The organism is Azospirillum sp. A29 (genome assembly GCF_042604625.1).
Classification (GTDB): Bacteria; Pseudomonadota; Alphaproteobacteria; order Azospirillales; family Azospirillaceae; genus Azospirillum; species Azospirillum palustre.
The window spans coordinates 1,920,824-1,935,791 of record NZ_CP170466.1; the positions used below are offsets into that span (position 1 = coordinate 1,920,824).

The following is a 14,968-nucleotide window of genomic DNA, read 5'->3' on the forward strand; positions in this document are numbered from 1 at the left end:
CTTCGAGTCTTTTGACTCCGCGCGCTCATGGCCCTATGTAATGGGGCCATGAGCGCCTCCAATCATGCTTCCGCCTTCGTTCTGCCGGCGACCGATGCCGACGGACGCAAGAACCTTGTCGGCCTGTCCCGCGAAGAGCTGGAAGCCGAGATGCTGTCGATCGGCCTGGAAAAGTTCCGGGCACGCCAGCTCTGGCACTGGCTCTATCACCGCGGTTCCACCGATTTCGCCGAGATGACCACCCTGGCCAAGCCGGTGCGGGAAAAGCTGGCCGACGCCTACATCGTGGCGCGGCCGACGGTGGTGAAGGATCTGAAGTCGGCGGACGGCACCCGCAAGTGGCTGCTGCGCATGCCCGACGGGCAGGAGGTGGAGAGCGTCCACATCCCTGAAGAGGACCGCGGCACGCTCTGCGTCTCCTCCCAGGTCGGCTGCACGCTGACCTGCCGCTTCTGCCACACCGGTACGCAGCGTCTGGTGCGCAACCTGGACGCGGCGGAGATCGTGGCGCAGGTGATGCTGGCGCGCGACATGCTGGGCGAATGGCCGGCGCCGCCCGACGGGCGCATGCTGTCCAACATCGTCATGATGGGCATGGGCGAACCGCTGTTCAATTACGACAACGTCGCCAAGGCGTTGAAGATCGTGATGGACGGCGACGGCATCTCGATCTCCAAGCGGCGCATCACGCTGTCGACCTCCGGCGTCGTGCCGATGATGGAGCGCTGCGGCCAGGAGCTGAACGTGAACCTCGCGGTCAGCCTGCATGCGGTGACCGACGAGCTGCGCGACATCATCATGCCCATCAACCGCAAATACCCGCTGCGCGAGCTGATGGACGCCTGCCGGAACTATCCGGGCCTGTCGAACGCCCGCCGCATCACCTTCGAATATGTGATGCTGAAGGGAATCAACGACACGCCGGCCGATGCGCGTGCGCTGGTCAAGCTGCTGGAAGGCGTTCCGGCCAAAATCAACCTGATCCCCTTCAACGAATGGCCGGGCGCCCCCTATGAGCGGTCGACCGCAAAGGCGATCCAGGTGTTCGGCGACATCGTCAACAATGCCGGCTATGCCAGCCCGGTCCGCACCCCGCGCGGCGAGGACATCATGGCCGCCTGCGGCCAGCTGAAGAGCGCCAGCCTGCGCCTGACCGCTGCCGAACGCGCCGCCATCGCCAACGTCATCGCTGAAAAGGACGCGGCGCTGGTGTCGTAAGGGGCAGCGGACGATAACCTCCGATGGCGAGGTGGTTCTGGGCCGGGCATGTTGAAACCCGGCCGTCGGGTGCCTATGTTCCCTGTATGTTCGGAGTCTTCGCCGATGCCGTCCGCCTCCCCCCGGAATTGCGGATGGCTCCGCGCTGTGACAGGGTGTCGGCATCTTCGCCCAACAGACCCGGTTCCAGCATCGGCATGCCCACCCCCATCGAGGACATCATCGCCAAGGCGATCAAGGACGCCGACAAGTCGTTCTTCAACGAGGATTACGCCAAACAGGCGAAGGCGGTGACCGCCGCCCTGAAGAAGGCGGGGTACGAGGTGGCGCCGGTGAAGCCGCCGCCGGGGCTTGTCGAATGGGCGAAGGACAACATTCCGTTCGGTCGTCTTCGTCCCGCGGAATTGATTACACAGATGTACTCGATGATGGTCGAGAACGTGCGCCGCTTCGACAAGTAGCGCCAGCGCAAGCGCGGCGGTCCCGGACTGTCCTCATTGGCTGGTATTACCACAGGACCCGAAGGCCGTTTCTTTTCAGCCACTTCCCGCGCTGCGCCAAAATCGTCACACCAGCACTTTCGGCCACCCCCCGCCGTTGACTCGGATGCTGCGGGAGCGTAATTCATTGCGCCAACCAATAGGACGGGACAGCCGTCTCAAAAGGGCACGCACCACCCAGCCGCCGCGGCAATCGTCATGTTGCGCCGCGTCCGGCCGCGAACAGAGGACGACGCAATGGCAAACGGCAGCGGTCGGCCGCTCTCCCCGCACCTTCAAGTCTACAAACTCCCGTTGACCGCAGTCATGTCCATCACGCACCGCATCACGGGCGTGGGGCTGGCTGTGGGCACGCTTCTGCTGGTCTGGTGGCTGGTCGCCGCCGCTGCCGGTCCGGAAGCGTTTGCGCGCGCGCAGGGCTTCATCGGCTCCTTCTTCGGCCTGCTGCTGATGTTCGGCTGGTCGGCGGCGCTGTACTATCACCTGTGCAACGGCATCCGCCATCTGGTCTGGGACGCCGGCAAGTCGTTCGAGCTGACCGATGCCGACCGCAACAACAAGGTCGTCCTCGGCGCGACGGCAGTGCTGACCGTGCTGACCTGGATCGTCGGCCTGGCCGTATGGTGAGGAGATAAGACATGGCGTCCAATAGCAAGACCCTCCGCTCGCCGTTGCAGGTCGCACGCGGTCTGGGTTCCGCCAAGCATGGCACCGAACACTGGTGGTCGCAGCGTCTGACCGCGATTGCCCTGGTCCCGCTGACCGTCTGGTTCGTCTTCGGCGTCATCCGTCATCTGGGTGCCGATCACGCTGCTTTCATTGCCTGGATGAAGTCGCCCTTCTCGGCCGTGATGATGATCCTTACCGCCGTGGTCACCTTCCACCACGCCCAGTCCGGGCTCCAGGTGGTCATCGAGGACTACGTGCATGCCGAATGGCAGAAGATGGCGCTGATCATCGGCGTCAAGTTCCTGTCCTTCGCCCTGGCGGCGGCCTGCGTGCTGGCCGTCGTGAAGATCTTCATCGGAGCCTGACGACCATGGCGACCGCCTACAACATCATCGACCACACCTATGACGTCGTCGTCGTCGGCGCCGGCGGCGCCGGTCTGCGCGCGACCTTCGGCATGGCCGAAAAGGGTCTGAAGACCGCCTGTATCACCAAGGTGTTCCCGACCCGCTCCCACACGGTGGCGGCGCAGGGCGGCATCTCGGCCGCTCTCGGCAACATGGGCGAGGACGACTGGCGCTACCACATGTACGACACCGTGAAGGGGTCGGACTGGCTGGGCGACCAGGACGCCATCGAGTACATGTGCCGCGAGGCCATCCCGGCGATCATCGAGCTGGAGCACTACGGCGTGCCCTTCTCGCGCACGCCGGAAGGCAAGATCTACCAGCGCGCCTTCGGCGGCATGACCGCGCAGTACGGCAAGACCCAGGCCTACCGGACCTGCGCCGCCGCCGACCGCACCGGCCACGCCATCCTGCACACCCTCTACCAGCAGTCGCTGAAGCATGAGGCGGAGTTCTTCGTCGAATACTTCGCGCTCGACCTCATCATGGAGGACGGCGTCTGCAAGGGCGTGCTGGCCTGGAACCTGGACGATGGCACGCTGCACCGCTTCCGCGGCCAGCTGGTGGTGCTGGCGACCGGCGGCTATGGCCGCGCCTACTTCTCGGCGACTTCGGCCCACACCTGCACCGGCGACGGCGGCGGCATGGTCCTGCGCGCCGGCCTGCCGCTGCAGGACATGGAGTTCGTGCAGTTCCACCCGACCGGCATCTACGGCTCCGGCTGCCTCATCACCGAGGGCGTGCGCGGCGAGGGCGGCTACCTCACCAACTCCAACGGCGAGCGCTTCATGGAGCGCTATGCCCCATCGGCCAAGGATCTGGCGTCGCGTGACGTCGTGTCCCGCTCGATGACCATCGAGATCCGCGAAGGCCGCGGCGTGGGTGAGCACAAGGACCACATCCACCTGCACCTTGAGCACCTGCCGCCGGAGATCATCCACCAGCGCCTGCCCGGCATCGCCGAGACGGCCAAGATCTTCGCCGGCGTGGACGTCACGAAGGAGCCGATCCCGGTTCTGCCGACCGTCCACTACAACATGGGCGGCATCCCGACCAACGTTCACTGCGAGGTGCTGTCGCCGACCGCTTCGAACCCGGATCAGGTGGTGCCGGGCCTGATGGCAATCGGCGAGGCCGCCTGCGTGTCGGTGCACGGCGCCAACCGCCTGGGCTCCAACTCGCTGCTCGATCTGGTGGTGTTCGGCCGTGCGGCCGCCATCCGCGCCGCCGAGATCGTCCAGCCGGGCAAGGCTCCGTCGGTCAAGCCCGATGCTTGCGACAAGGCGCTGGAGCGGTTCGACCGCATCCGCAACGCCAAGGGCTCGATCAAGTCGGCCGACCTGCGGCTGGACATGCAGCGGACGATGCAGAACAACTGCGCCGTCTTCCGCACCGGCGAGGTTCTGGACGAAGGCGTCAAGAAGATCGACGCGGTCTATGCCAAGAAGGGCGAGATCGCCATCTCCGACCGTTCGCTGGTCTGGAACTCCGATCTGGTCGAGGCGCTGGAGCTGGACAACCTGCTGGGCCAGGCGGTCGCCACCCTGCACTCCGCCCAGAACCGTCCGGAAAGCCGCGGCGCCCATGCCCGTGAAGACTATCCGAACCGCGACGACGAAGGCTGGATGAAGCACACCGTCATCTGGGTCGCGGACAATGGCGAGACGAAGATCGATTACCGCCCGGTCCACATGTACACGCTGACCGATGAGGTCGAGGTCTTCCCGCCCAAGGCCCGTGTGTACTAAGGCCCGCCGGATAAAGGAAATCAGCCATGGTTGAATTCAACCTGCCAGCCAACTCCAAGGTCGGCGTCGGCAAGACCGTCAACGTCGCGAGCGGCGCCAAGCGGGCCAAGACCTTCAAGATCTACCGCTGGAACCCGGACGACGGCCAGAACCCGCGCGTTGACTCCTATGTGGTCGACCTCGACAAGTTCGGGCCGATGATCCTCGACGCGATCATCTACATCAAGAATCAGGTCGACAGCACGCTGACCTTCCGGCGCTCCTGCCGCGAGGGCATCTGCGGGTCGTGCGCGATGAACATCGACGGCACGAACACGCTGGCCTGCCTGAAGGCGATCGAGGACGTGCCGGGCGACGTCAAGATCTACCCGCTGCCGCACATGCCGGTGGTGAAGGATCTGGTCCCCGACCTGAAGCACATCTACGCCCAGCTCGCCTCGATCAAGCCGTGGCTGCAGTCGCAGTCGCCGGCCCCGAGCCGCGAGCGGCTGCAGTCGCCGGAGGACCGCGCCAAGCTGGACGGCCTCTACGAGTGCATCCTGTGCTTCTGCTGCTCGACCTCCTGCCCCAGCTACTGGTGGAACGGCGACCGGTATCTCGGCCCGTCGATCCTGCTCCAGGCCTATCGCTGGATCGCCGACAGCCGCGACGAGATGACGGGCGAGCGCCTCGACAACCTCGAGGATCCGTTCCGTCTCTACCGCTGCCACACCATCATGAACTGCACCAAGGCGTGCCCGAAGGGTCTGAACCCCGCCAAGGCCATCGCCGAGATCAAGAAGCTGATGGTTGCGCGCCGCTGATCGCGGGTGAGCGTTTGCGACATGGAAAAGGCGCCCCCTCGGGGGTGCCTTTTTCGTTTCCGGTGCCTAGACGAAATCCGGGTCGGTCGGGCGCGACGGCGGAAGGTCGTTGCCGGGAGCCGGGCTATCGGTGGTGCCGGGGCCGCCGGGATTGGGCAGGTCGGGGTTGTCGGTGCCCGGCAGATCGACGCCGGGAATGTCCTCGTGCGGGCCGGGGAAGGGGCCAGTGGAGACGTTGGGCGGGACGGCGCTGAGGCCGGGATCGATGATCGGCATGAGGTAACTTCCCTCCGTCGGTGGATTGCAGTTGCTCGCTCTCCCCTATCAACGGCCGAAGCCGCCATCCGCTCCATCGCACGGGACGATTGCGTGCGCACCGGTTGACCGGTGGCGGCGAGGGGGTATGCTCTTCGGGAGATCACCAACGACGACGAACCACGAATGGGCGGTGCCGGCCGGCGGCGCCCAGCGTACGAACACATTCTAGGGAAGGACCAAAATCATGGGCGGCATGGCAGGCCAGGCGTGGAGCTGGATCCAGGGCGAGTGGGTGGAAGGCAATCCGCCGATCGTCGGACCGCTGTCCCACACGCTGTGGCTCTCTTCGACGGTCTTCGACGGCGCGCGCGCTTTCCAGGGCGTGGCCCCCGACCTGGACCTGCACTGCGCCCGCGCCATCCGGTCCGCCCAGGTGATGGGGCTGGAGCCGATGGTCACCGCCGGTGAGATCGAAGAGCTGTGCTGGGACGGCATCCACCGCTTTCCCAAGGAGGCGGAGCTGTATATCCGCCCGATGTTCTACGCCGACGACGGCTTCGTCGCCCCGGCGCCGGAGAGCACGCGCTTCGTCCTGTCGATCTACGAGGACCCGCTGCCGAAGCCGACGGGTTTCGCCGCCTGCATCTCCACCCGCCGCCGGCCGATCCCGACCATGGCCCCGACCGAGGCCAAGGCCGCCTGCCTCTATCCCAACGCCGGGCTTGCGCTGACCGAGGCGCGCAAGCGCGGCTTCCAGAACGCCATCATGCTGGACGCCATCGGCAATGTGGCGGAGTTCGCCACATCAAACATCTTCATCGCCAAGGACGGGGTGGTGCGCACGCCGGTGCCGAACGGCTGCTTCCTGAACGGCATCACCCGCCAGCGCGTCATCGCCCTGCTGCGCAACGATGGCGTGACGGTGGAGGAATGCACCCTGACGCCGCAGGACGTTCTGGAGGCCGACGAGGTCTTCTCCACCGGCAACCACGCCAAATGCGTGCCGGTGATCAAGGTGGAGGACCGCAGCCTCGTGGCGGGACCGCTGTTCCAGCGGGCGCGGGCGCTCTATTGGGAATATGCGTTCCGCTGATCGAGCAGCGCCACCGCCGCCCGGCGGTGATGGGCCAGCGTGGCGGCCAGCTGGGCCAGCCACGCGTCGGTCCCGCAGTTTGCGGCGGTCGGCGCGCCGCGACGACGGGCGGTGGCAAGCCGCGCTTCCGCCGCGAGCGTGCTGTGCAGGCGGAGCGTTGCGGCGCGTTTGATGGCGTTGGCGCGGCCTGGGCCGCCAAGCAGAGCGGAGCGAAGCTCCTGCTTCGGCGGCTTGGCGTCATGGGTGCGGTGAAGGCTGTCCAAGTGGGCGGCACGGTCCATAGAATGGACGGTACCGCCTGTTGGGATACGCAGTAAAGGGAAATTTTCCTAGGACCGGGCAATGGCCGTGGAGGCGTATGCCCTCACGCTCACTGGCTCGCCCAGATGATCCGCGCCATCCAGGCGACGTCCGACAGCGGGATGCTGCGGTCGGGGTGGGCGCGGTTGATCGACAGCAGTTCGATCTTGGTCGCCGTCTCGCGGATCAGCTGCTTGGCCATCACCTCGCCGCCTTTGGTGCGGACGACGACGCGGTCGTTGCGGCGGATCTGCGCGGCAGGCGAGACGATGATGGTGTCGCCGTCGCGATACACCGGCTCCATGCTGTCGCCGGAAATCTCCAGCGCATAGGCATGCGGGTCACCAAGGCTGGGAAACAGCAGCTCGTCCCAGCCGCTGCCGGCCGGGAAGCCGGCATCGTCGAAATAGCCGGCCGACCCGGCCTGGGCATAGCCGATCACCGGAACCCGCTGCAGCGGGGTGGTGCCGGCGCCGTCGCCGACCAGCGACACGAATTCCGACAAGGAAGCGCCGGTGGCGTCCAGCACCTTGGAGATGCTTTCCGTCGACGGCCAGCGCAGCTTGCCGTCGTTGGTGGTGCGCTTGCTTTTGTTGAAGGTGGTCGGGTCCAGTCCGGCGCGCCGCGCCAGCCCGGAGGCGGAGAGCCCGTGCTGTGCCGCGAGGCGGTCGATAGCCCGCCAGATGTCCGTGTGTTTCAGCATGGGACGATAATCTCATAAAGCGGCGACAGCGTCCCTAGGAACTTTTTCATAAAACCATTGACCGCGGGCAGTGGGCGGAACATAACGCAAACAGAAGGCGCGGCCGCGAAGCAGGTCCGACGCCTCCCTTTTCAAAAAATCCGAAGCCGCAAGGAGACCAGTATGCTGCGTCCGGCCGCCCCCGCTTTGCCAGCAACCAGCGTTTCCCGGACCGTACCGCTGAAGCCGGAACCCTACAGCGTCGAGGGCGAACCCTTTGCCGACGCGGAGGAGGCGTGGTTCTGGGCAGTGCAGGCGCATGACGCCAAGGCGGCCGGGGCGCGGGTCATCGCCGGCTGCGGGCAGGTCGCGCGGCCCTGCGAGCCGCAGGATCTTCTTCAGGTGATCGACCGCCTCTACCGGGCGCGCAAGCTGGTGCGCGACCACCTGCATGTGCTGGTCCATTACGGCCGCCGCCAGAGCGCGCCGGAACCGGACCGCTTCCGCGAACAGCGGGCCCATTCGCTGTGGCAGGAGGCGTTCACCGTGATCGCCCCGGCGCTGCGCAAAAAAGGCATTGCGCGATGAGCGCCACCCCCTGGACCGCGGCCTGGATCGTCTATCGCGGCGAATCCCCTCTGTGGTGGCTGCGGTTGCTGAAGCCGGGCTTCCGCCACTGTCTGGCCCTGCTGACCGACGGTCGGCGCTGGGTGGCGGTCGATCCGCTGGCCGGCTTCACCGACATCGCGGTGCTGGACCTGCCCGCCGACTTCGACCTGCCGGGCTGGTACCGCGCCCAGGGGCTGACGGTCGACGCCGCCCCGCTACGCCGCCCGGCCGGCACCGCTCCCTGGGGGCCCTTCACCTGCGTCGAGGCGGTCAAGCGCCTGATCGGCCTGCGCGCCCGCCGGGTGCTGACCCCCTGGCAACTGCACCGCCATCTGACTGGAGGAGACCGCGCATGCCCGCATCCGCAGCCGTGAAATCGCCCGCCCGGCGGAAGGGTGACCTGTCGGAACCGGAAGCCCTGCTGGACCGCTACCGCGTCGCCCGCGACCGGCGCGGCGTGTGGGAAAGCCATTGGCAGGAATGCTACGACCATGCGCTGCCCAACGGGCGGCCCTTCCGCGGCGGCGGCACGCCGGGCGAACGCCGGGTCGACCGGCTGTTCGACGGAACCGCCCCCGACGCGGTGGAGCAGCTGGCCGCCAGCCTGCTGTCGGAACTGACGCCGCCCTGGTCGCGCTGGTTCGGCTTCCAGCCCGGTCCCACCCTGACCGGGGCGGAGCGCGACCGGGTCGCTCCGCTGCTCGACCGTGCCGCCGGCATCGTCCAGGCGCATTTCGACCGCTCCAACTTCGCGGTGGAGATTCATCAGTCCTTCCTCGACCTCGTCGCCGTCGGCACCGCCAGCCTCCTGATGGAGGAAGCCGCCCCCGGCGCCCCGTCCAGCCTGCGCTTCACCGCCGTGCCGTTGGCCGAGGCGGTTCTGGAGGAGGGGCCGGACGGACGGCTCGACGCCACGTTCCGCCGCAGCGAGGCGACGCTGGCCCAGATCCTCCAGCGCTTTCCCGGTGCCGACCTGCCGGATGAGGTGCGGAAGCAGGCGGCCGGGGATCCCGACAGCCGTTTCCCCCTGGTCGAGGCGGTGCTGCCCGACGGTACGGCCTATCGCTGGGGCGTGGTGCTGGACAGCGGGCTGGCCGAGCCGTCCTGGCTGGCGCAGGGGCGCTTCGCCCAGTCGCCCTTCGTCAATTTCCGCTGGCTCAAGGCACCCGGCGAAACCTATGGCCGGTCACCGGTGATGAAGGCACTGCCCGACATCAAGACCGCCAACAAGGTGGTGGAGCTGGTGCTGAAGAACGCCTCCATCGCCGTCACCGGCATCTGGCAGGCCGACGACGACGGGGTGCTGAACCCTACCACCATCCGGCTGGTGCCCGGCACCATCATCCCCAAGGCGGTCGGCTCCGCCGGCCTGACACCACTGGCCAATCCCGGCCGGTTCGACGTGTCGCAGCTGGTGCTGGACGATCTGCGCGGCCGCATCCGCCATGCGCTGCTGGTCGACCGGCTGGGGCCGGTGGAATCGGCGCGGATGACCGCGACCGAGGTGCTGGAACGCTCGGTCGAGATGGCGCGGCTGCTGGGTGCCACCTATGGCCGCTTGCAGGCGGAGCTGATGACGCCGCTGGTGCTGCGGGCGGTGTCGATCCTGCGCCGGCGCGGCGAGATTCCCGACATCACGGTGGACGGCCGGCTGGTGGAGTTGCAACACCGCTCCCCGCTCGCCCAGGCCCAGGCCCAGCGCGACGTGCAGGCGACCCTGCGCTGGCTGGACAGCGTCAAGGCGCTGGGGCCGGAAGCGGAGGCCACGGTGGATGCGGCGGCGACCGCCCATTGGCTGGGCGAGGCCTTCGGCGTGCCGGCCAAGCTGATGCGTGCGCAGGTTGCCGGCGCGGGGCTGGACGCCGGAGCGGGGGCCGGGGGCTCCAATGGCTGATTGCTCAATGGCTGACCGCCCGACGATCGAGCAGGCCGGCTGGGACTGGCTGGAGGCGACGCTTCCTGCCGATCGGCAAACTGCCGTGGCAGCGGACGCCGACCCGGCGCCCAGCTTCGCCCGCTGCTTCGCCGGATCTGACGGAGGACGGGTGCTGGCGGTGCTGCGGGCAATGACGCTCGACCGCGCGCTGGGTCCCGACGCGCCGGAAGCGGCGCTGCGTCACCTCGAAGGACAGCGCCAGCTGGTCGCCACCATCCTCGCGCTGGTCGCGCGGGGGCGTGCCGGCTGACCGGCGGTTCTGCCGCCCTCTTTTTTTCCCCTTCCTTGCAGGAGTTGATGATGGCCGACACTCTGCTGACCGAATCCGCCGCTGCCGCCGACACGGTCCCGCCGCTGCCGGTTCCGGAGAAATTCCGCGATTCCAAGACCGGCGCCCTGCGGGTCGAAGCCCTGCTGAAATCCTATCTGGAGCTGGAGCGCCGCCTGTCGTCGCAGGGCCAGTCCAGGCAGGCACCGCTGGACACCGCGTCCGAGTTGCCTCCGCAGGCCGCTCCCGTCGATTTGGCCGCGCTCGACCCGGCACAGCGCCGCCGGCTGCTGGGCGCGCCAGAGACGCCGGACGGTTACAGCATCGCCTGCGACCATGGCCTGTTCCAGCCCGACCCGGAAATCAACGGCCGCCTGCACGAAGCCGGCTACACCGCGGATCAGGCGCAGCTTCTCTATGATCTCGCCGCCGAGCGGATGGTGCCGCTGATCCAGACCATGGCCGCCGAATTTCAAGCGGAGCGCGAGGTCGAGCGGCTGGTCGCCCGGTTCGGCGGAGAGGAGCGCTGGCGCGAGGTGTCGCGGCAGCTCCTGGCCTGGGCCGGCAAGACCCTGCCGCCGGCCGCGGTGGAAGGGCTGGCGACCACCTACGAAGGTGTCATGGCGCTCTATGCGATGATGACCGGCAGCGAGCCGGCGGCGCTCTCGATGGCCGGCAACCGCGCGGGTGGCGGCGAGGGCGAGGTGGAATTGCGCACCCTGATGCGCGACCCGCGCTATTGGCGGGATCGCGATCCTGCGGTGATTGCCCGCGTCACCGAAGGCTTCCAGCGCCTTTATCCCGGCCAGGGGTGAGGTGAAGCGGTGCCGGCCGTTCTCCCCCGCCGCTCGCTGTCCGGCGGGGGAGTGGCAGGGGGGACCGGAAGGCGGAGCAGAGACAAAGCGTCGCAGCATGCAACCTTCGTATGGGTTGGACAGACGTATCTTGCGCGTGCGAAGAAAAATTGCGTTGCACGACTGAAACGAAGTCGTCACCTTCCCTTTCACATGACTAACCGTCCGTTTATCGAACGGACCAGAGAGCGACGCCAGGGCCGATGACGCTGCGCCGCAAAATCCGCTGGCTGACCTGGATCGGCCTGATCGGCTGCCTGATGGCGGCGATCCCCGCGCTCCACCTGCTGCGGCAGGGCATGATCGCCGAGCGGGGCCAGCTTGCCGCCGCCCTGGTGGAGTCCGCCGGGCTGCTTCTGCAGGATCTGGAACGGTCGGCGGCATCGGGTGCGATCTCCGGCGACGAGGCGCGCGACCGGGCGCGGACAGCCCTGCTGGCCCTGTCGGCCAAACCCTTTCATGTCAAACTTTTCACGGACGGCGTCGTCCCGCCGAACTGGCCGGCCATCGACCGCGCGGTGACGGCGGAGGGGCGCTTCGAAGCCTGGGGCTGGGCCATCGCCGCCGCTGGCGACATCGGCGACCTCGACCGCGATTTCCTGATCGAGGCGTCGGGCTTCCTGCTGTTCCTGGCGGCGTTGCTGGTGCTGAGCTGGCCGGGATCGCTGTTCCTGTCGCAGCATGTGGTCGGGCCGCTGGAAGCGCTGTCGGACCGCATGCGGCTGCTGACGGAGGGGCGGACCGACATCGACATTCCCGGCCGCGACCGCCGCGACGAATTCGGTGCGATGGCCCGCGCCATGGAGTTCTTCCGCCGCGCCGCCATCGCCCTGATCGAACGGGACGAGCGGCTGGCCGGCATCATGAACAATGTCGGCGAGGCGATCCTGCTGGTCGACGGCCGCGGCCGCATCGAGGAACACAACCCCGCCGCCGTCGCCCTGTTCGGCGTGCCTGCCGGGGAACTGCGCGGCCGGCCGCTGTCCAGGCTGTTCGCCGCCTCCGACCGCGCGCGGATCGATGCGCTGCTGGCCGGAATGGCTGCCGACACCGGCGTGCCCGAGCCGGTGCGGGAGGAGGCGCTGGGGATCGAACGTGCCGGAAGCGGCGAGCGGATCGACGCCTCGCTCAGCGTCTCGCCGCTGGTGGTGCAGGGGCGGCGCGGCTTCGTCTGCGCGCTGGCCGACGTGACCGAGCGGGTGCGCCACGAACGCGAACTGATGCGGTTGGCCACCCGCGACCGGCTGACCGGCCTGCCCAACCGCGCGATGATCGAATCGCTGCTGGAAGCGGCGGTGGAACGCAGCCGCCGTTACCGACGCCCCTTTGCCGTGCTGTGCCTGGACCTGTCGCGCTTCAAGCTGATCACCGACACGCTGGGCCATCAGGCCGGCGACGCGCTGTTGCAGGAGGTTGCGCAACGGATCGTCGCCTCGGTGCGCGCCGCCGATCTGGTCGGCCGCATCGGCACCGACGATTTCGCCGTGCTGCTTGAGGAAATCCGCGACGCTGACGAGGCGGCGACGATTGCCGGGCGCATCCTGGACGCCTTCGACGCGCCGGTCACCCTGCCGGGCTGCGAGCATTACGTCCGGCCGGCGGTCGGCATCGCCGTCTACCCGACCGATCTCGCCGGGGTCGGCGCCGCCGAGGGACACAGGGACGGCGACGATCCGCAGGCGCTTTTGCGCGCGGCCGAGACGGCGCTCTATGCCGCCAAGCGGATGGGTGGACGCCGCCATGCCTTCTTCCGTCCGGAACTCGCCGAACAGGCGCGGCGTCAGCTGGCGCTGGACGGCGATCTGCGGGCGGCGTTGGCGCTGAAGCAATTCCGCCTGCATTACCAGCCGAAGGTGTCGCTGATCGATTACTCGCTGGAAGGGTTCGAGGCGCTGCTGCGCTGGGAGAAGCCGGGGCAGGGGCAAGCGCAGGGAACCATGATCCCGCCCGGCGAGTTCATCCCGGTGGCCGAGGAGACCGGCTTCATCGTCCCGCTTGGCGACTGGGTGCTGGACGAGGCCTGCCGCCAGATGCGCGAATGGCTCGATGCCGGGATGGAGCCGGTACCGGTCGCCGTCAACATCTCGCCCAAGCATCTGCGCAACCGCAGCGCCGAGGATTTCCGGCGCATCATCGACCGCCACGGCCTGCCTCCCGGCCTGATCGAGCTGGAGATCACCGAAGGTGCGGTGATGCAGGATCTCGATCATGCGCTGGCGGTGCTGGCTGCGTTGAAGGCGATGGGGATCCGGGTCGCGGTGGACGATTTCGGCACCGGTCACTCCAGCCTGAGCTACCTGAAGCGGTTGCCGATCACCACGCTGAAGATCGACCGCTCCTTCATCAACGGCGTGCCGAACGAGCGCGAGGACGCCGGCATCGTCTCGACCATCATCGCCATGGCCGACATGCTGGGCCTGCATGTGGTCGCCGAAGGGGTCGAGAAGACCGAGCAGGCCAACTTCCTGCGCCACCACAACTGCACCCAGGTCCAGGGCTGGCTGACCGGCCGCCCGGTGCCGGCCGACGCCGCTTGCCGTCTGCTGATGGAGCGTCTGCGGCAGACGGCGGCGTTAGGGGCTGCCTGACACCGGAACCGCCTTGCGCCGCGGGCGGAGAACCGTCAGTTCGGCCAGGGTGACCGGGCGGAAATTCCAGACATCGACGCCGACGTCGATCTGCCGGGGCTGCGGCTTCAACTGGCCATGGCTGTGGCCGTGCAGGTTCAGCGCCTTGCGGTGCATGCCGTTCCAGGTGCGGAAGGCGTAATGGCACATCACCAGATCGATGCCGTCCAGCGTCAGTTCGGCGTAATGCCCGACGCTGGCCCAGCCGGGCAGCGCCAGCGTTTCCGGGCCGTCGTTGTTGCCGGCGATCAGATGCTTGGTGCCGTTCAGCCGGCCGAGCAGGGCAGCCATGGCGTCGGGCTTCATGTGCAGGGCGAAATCGCCGAGGTGCCAGACCTCGTCGCCGGGGCCGACGGTGGCGTTCCAGTTCGCCTCCATCGCCGCGTCCATCTCGGCGGTGGATTCGAAGGGACGGCGGAAACGGCCGCGGGCGCCGCCATGGCCGAAATGGGTGTCGCTGGTGAAGTATACGGTCATCGACCGGTCAACGCCGGCGCGCCGCCGGCGGTTCCCGCAATTAGGATCCTCCGTTGGGCGCGCCGCCGGATCCCAACTCAGTGCTTGTGATCGCCTGCCGCCGGGTCGAGGAAGCGGTGCAGGTGGACGATGTAGTAGCGGGTGTGGGCGTCGTCGATGGTTTGGCCGGTGGCGCCGCGCCATGCCTTGTAGGCGTCCTCATAGCTCGGGAAGATGCCGACGATGTGCAGCTTCGACGGATCGACGAACTGGTCCGAGTCCGGACGCACGAGTTCGCCGCCGAACACGAGGTGGAGGAGCTGTTTGTCGGGCATGGCGGGGTCCTTATAACCGGGGTGATTGGGGAGTTCTGGCTGTCTTTGCGCCGGCAGGCCGGCTGATGCGTCGCATTCTCATATCCGTCGTCCGGGCGGCGCTTCAAGCCTGTTGACACATCCACCGACCTTTGCCACCACGGGACCGCGGCATTTTCAGGATCAGGATAAAGAATCCGTCCATTTGCCGCAGATGACGGGGGCC

At 67.7% G+C, this 14,968-nt stretch carries 18 protein-coding genes; 13 read left to right on the forward strand and 5 right to left on the reverse strand.

What is annotated here, in order from left to right; genetic code table 11:
• Positions 1–48 precede the first annotated feature (48 nt).
• The 6 genes from rlmN to ABNQ38_RS24140 all read left to right on the forward strand — a co-directional run bounded on the left by rlmN (position 49) and on the right by ABNQ38_RS24140 (position 5,345).
• Complete coding sequence (rlmN, locus tag ABNQ38_RS24115) at positions 49–1,218, forward strand: 23S rRNA (adenine(2503)-C(2))-methyltransferase RlmN (RefSeq protein WP_109051844.1); 1,170 nt, start codon at positions 49–51, stop codon at positions 1,216–1,218.
• A 197-nt stretch (positions 1,219–1,415) separates the two neighbouring features.
• On the forward strand, positions 1,416–1,679 hold the full coding sequence (locus ABNQ38_RS24120; protein ID WP_042442270.1) for a hypothetical protein: 264 nt from the start codon (positions 1,416–1,418) through the stop codon (positions 1,677–1,679).
• A 276-nt stretch (positions 1,680–1,955) separates the two neighbouring features.
• On the forward strand, positions 1,956–2,345 hold the full coding sequence (gene sdhC / locus ABNQ38_RS24125) for a succinate dehydrogenase, cytochrome b556 subunit (RefSeq protein ID WP_098738833.1): 390 nt from the start codon (positions 1,956–1,958) through the stop codon (positions 2,343–2,345).
• Between the two features lie 11 nt (positions 2,346–2,356).
• Positions 2,357–2,752 (forward strand): succinate dehydrogenase, hydrophobic membrane anchor protein, encoded by a 396-nt coding sequence (gene sdhD, locus ABNQ38_RS24130; protein WP_098738834.1) that lies wholly within the window; start codon positions 2,357–2,359, stop codon positions 2,750–2,752.
• A 5-nt stretch (positions 2,753–2,757) separates the two neighbouring features.
• Positions 2,758–4,542: a succinate dehydrogenase flavoprotein subunit gene (gene sdhA / locus ABNQ38_RS24135; protein WP_109051846.1), complete on the forward strand. Its 1,785-nt coding sequence runs from the start codon at positions 2,758–2,760 to the stop codon at positions 4,540–4,542.
• A 26-nt stretch (positions 4,543–4,568) separates the two neighbouring features.
• On the forward strand, positions 4,569–5,345 hold the full coding sequence (locus ABNQ38_RS24140; protein ID WP_377808385.1) for a succinate dehydrogenase iron-sulfur subunit: 777 nt from the start codon (positions 4,569–4,571) through the stop codon (positions 5,343–5,345).
• Between the two features lie 66 nt (positions 5,346–5,411).
• On the opposite strand, the gene ABNQ38_RS24145 is transcribed toward ABNQ38_RS24140, so the two are convergent.
• Entirely contained in the window at positions 5,412–5,621 is a 210-nt protein-coding gene (locus tag ABNQ38_RS24145; protein ID WP_377808386.1) for a hypothetical protein, read from the reverse strand.
• 226 nt (positions 5,622–5,847) lie between these two features.
• On the opposite strand from ABNQ38_RS24145, the gene ABNQ38_RS24150 reads away from it, so the two are divergent.
• Positions 5,848–6,696, forward strand: coding sequence for a branched-chain amino acid aminotransferase (locus tag ABNQ38_RS24150; protein WP_377808387.1), 849 nt, complete (start codon positions 5,848–5,850; stop codon positions 6,694–6,696).
• Here ABNQ38_RS24150 and ABNQ38_RS24155 read toward each other — a convergent pair.
• Together ABNQ38_RS24155 and ABNQ38_RS24160 are read right to left on the reverse strand one after the other, a co-directional pair.
• Positions 6,672–6,959, reverse strand: a complete 288-nt coding sequence (locus ABNQ38_RS24155; RefSeq protein ID WP_377808389.1) for a hypothetical protein — start codon at positions 6,957–6,959, stop codon at positions 6,672–6,674. The genes ABNQ38_RS24150 and ABNQ38_RS24155 overlap by 25 nt on opposite strands.
• A 107-nt stretch (positions 6,960–7,066) precedes the next feature.
• A complete protein-coding gene (locus ABNQ38_RS24160; protein ID WP_042701266.1) occupies positions 7,067–7,699 on the reverse strand; it encodes a helix-turn-helix transcriptional regulator in 633 nt (210 codons plus the stop codon).
• A gap of 162 nt (positions 7,700–7,861) precedes the next feature.
• Here ABNQ38_RS24160 and ABNQ38_RS24165 point away from each other — a divergent pair, with 162 nt between their 5' ends.
• From ABNQ38_RS24165 to ABNQ38_RS24190, 6 genes are all read left to right on the forward strand, one after another.
• Entirely contained in the window at positions 7,862–8,266 is a 405-nt protein-coding gene (locus tag ABNQ38_RS24165) for a hypothetical protein (protein WP_377808390.1), read from the forward strand.
• Positions 8,263–8,661 carry a hypothetical protein gene (locus tag ABNQ38_RS24170; RefSeq protein ID WP_377808392.1) on the forward strand — a complete coding sequence of 133 codons (399 nt, stop codon included), beginning with the start codon at positions 8,263–8,265 and terminating at the stop codon, positions 8,659–8,661. Before ABNQ38_RS24165 ends, ABNQ38_RS24170 begins: the two co-directional genes overlap by 4 nt.
• Positions 8,640–10,181: a portal protein gene (locus tag ABNQ38_RS24175; protein WP_377808393.1), complete on the forward strand. Its 1,542-nt coding sequence runs from the start codon at positions 8,640–8,642 to the stop codon at positions 10,179–10,181. The genes ABNQ38_RS24170 and ABNQ38_RS24175 overlap by 22 nt, the downstream gene beginning before the upstream one ends.
• Positions 10,182–10,188: 7 nt before the next feature.
• On the forward strand, positions 10,189–10,473 hold the full coding sequence (locus tag ABNQ38_RS24180; protein WP_377808394.1) for a hypothetical protein: 285 nt from the start codon (positions 10,189–10,191) through the stop codon (positions 10,471–10,473).
• 50 nt (positions 10,474–10,523) lie between these two features.
• Positions 10,524–11,306, forward strand: coding sequence for a hypothetical protein (locus ABNQ38_RS24185; protein ID WP_377810115.1), 783 nt, complete (start codon positions 10,524–10,526; stop codon positions 11,304–11,306).
• Between the two features lie 242 nt (positions 11,307–11,548).
• The gene (locus tag ABNQ38_RS24190) at positions 11,549–13,933 is read left to right on the forward strand and encodes an EAL domain-containing protein (RefSeq protein WP_377808395.1); all 2,385 of its coding nucleotides are present in this window, start codon (positions 11,549–11,551) and stop codon (positions 13,931–13,933) included.
• On the opposite strand, the gene ABNQ38_RS24195 is transcribed toward ABNQ38_RS24190, so the two are convergent.
• Both ABNQ38_RS24195 and ABNQ38_RS24200 read right to left on the reverse strand, forming a co-directional pair.
• Positions 13,919–14,449, reverse strand: a complete 531-nt coding sequence (locus ABNQ38_RS24195) for a metallophosphoesterase family protein (RefSeq protein WP_377808396.1) — start codon at positions 14,447–14,449, stop codon at positions 13,919–13,921. The genes ABNQ38_RS24190 and ABNQ38_RS24195 overlap by 15 nt on opposite strands.
• Before the next feature lie 77 nt (positions 14,450–14,526).
• Entirely contained in the window at positions 14,527–14,763 is a 237-nt protein-coding gene (locus ABNQ38_RS24200) for a DUF4170 domain-containing protein (protein ID WP_098738845.1), read from the reverse strand.
• Positions 14,764–14,968 lie beyond the last annotated feature (205 nt).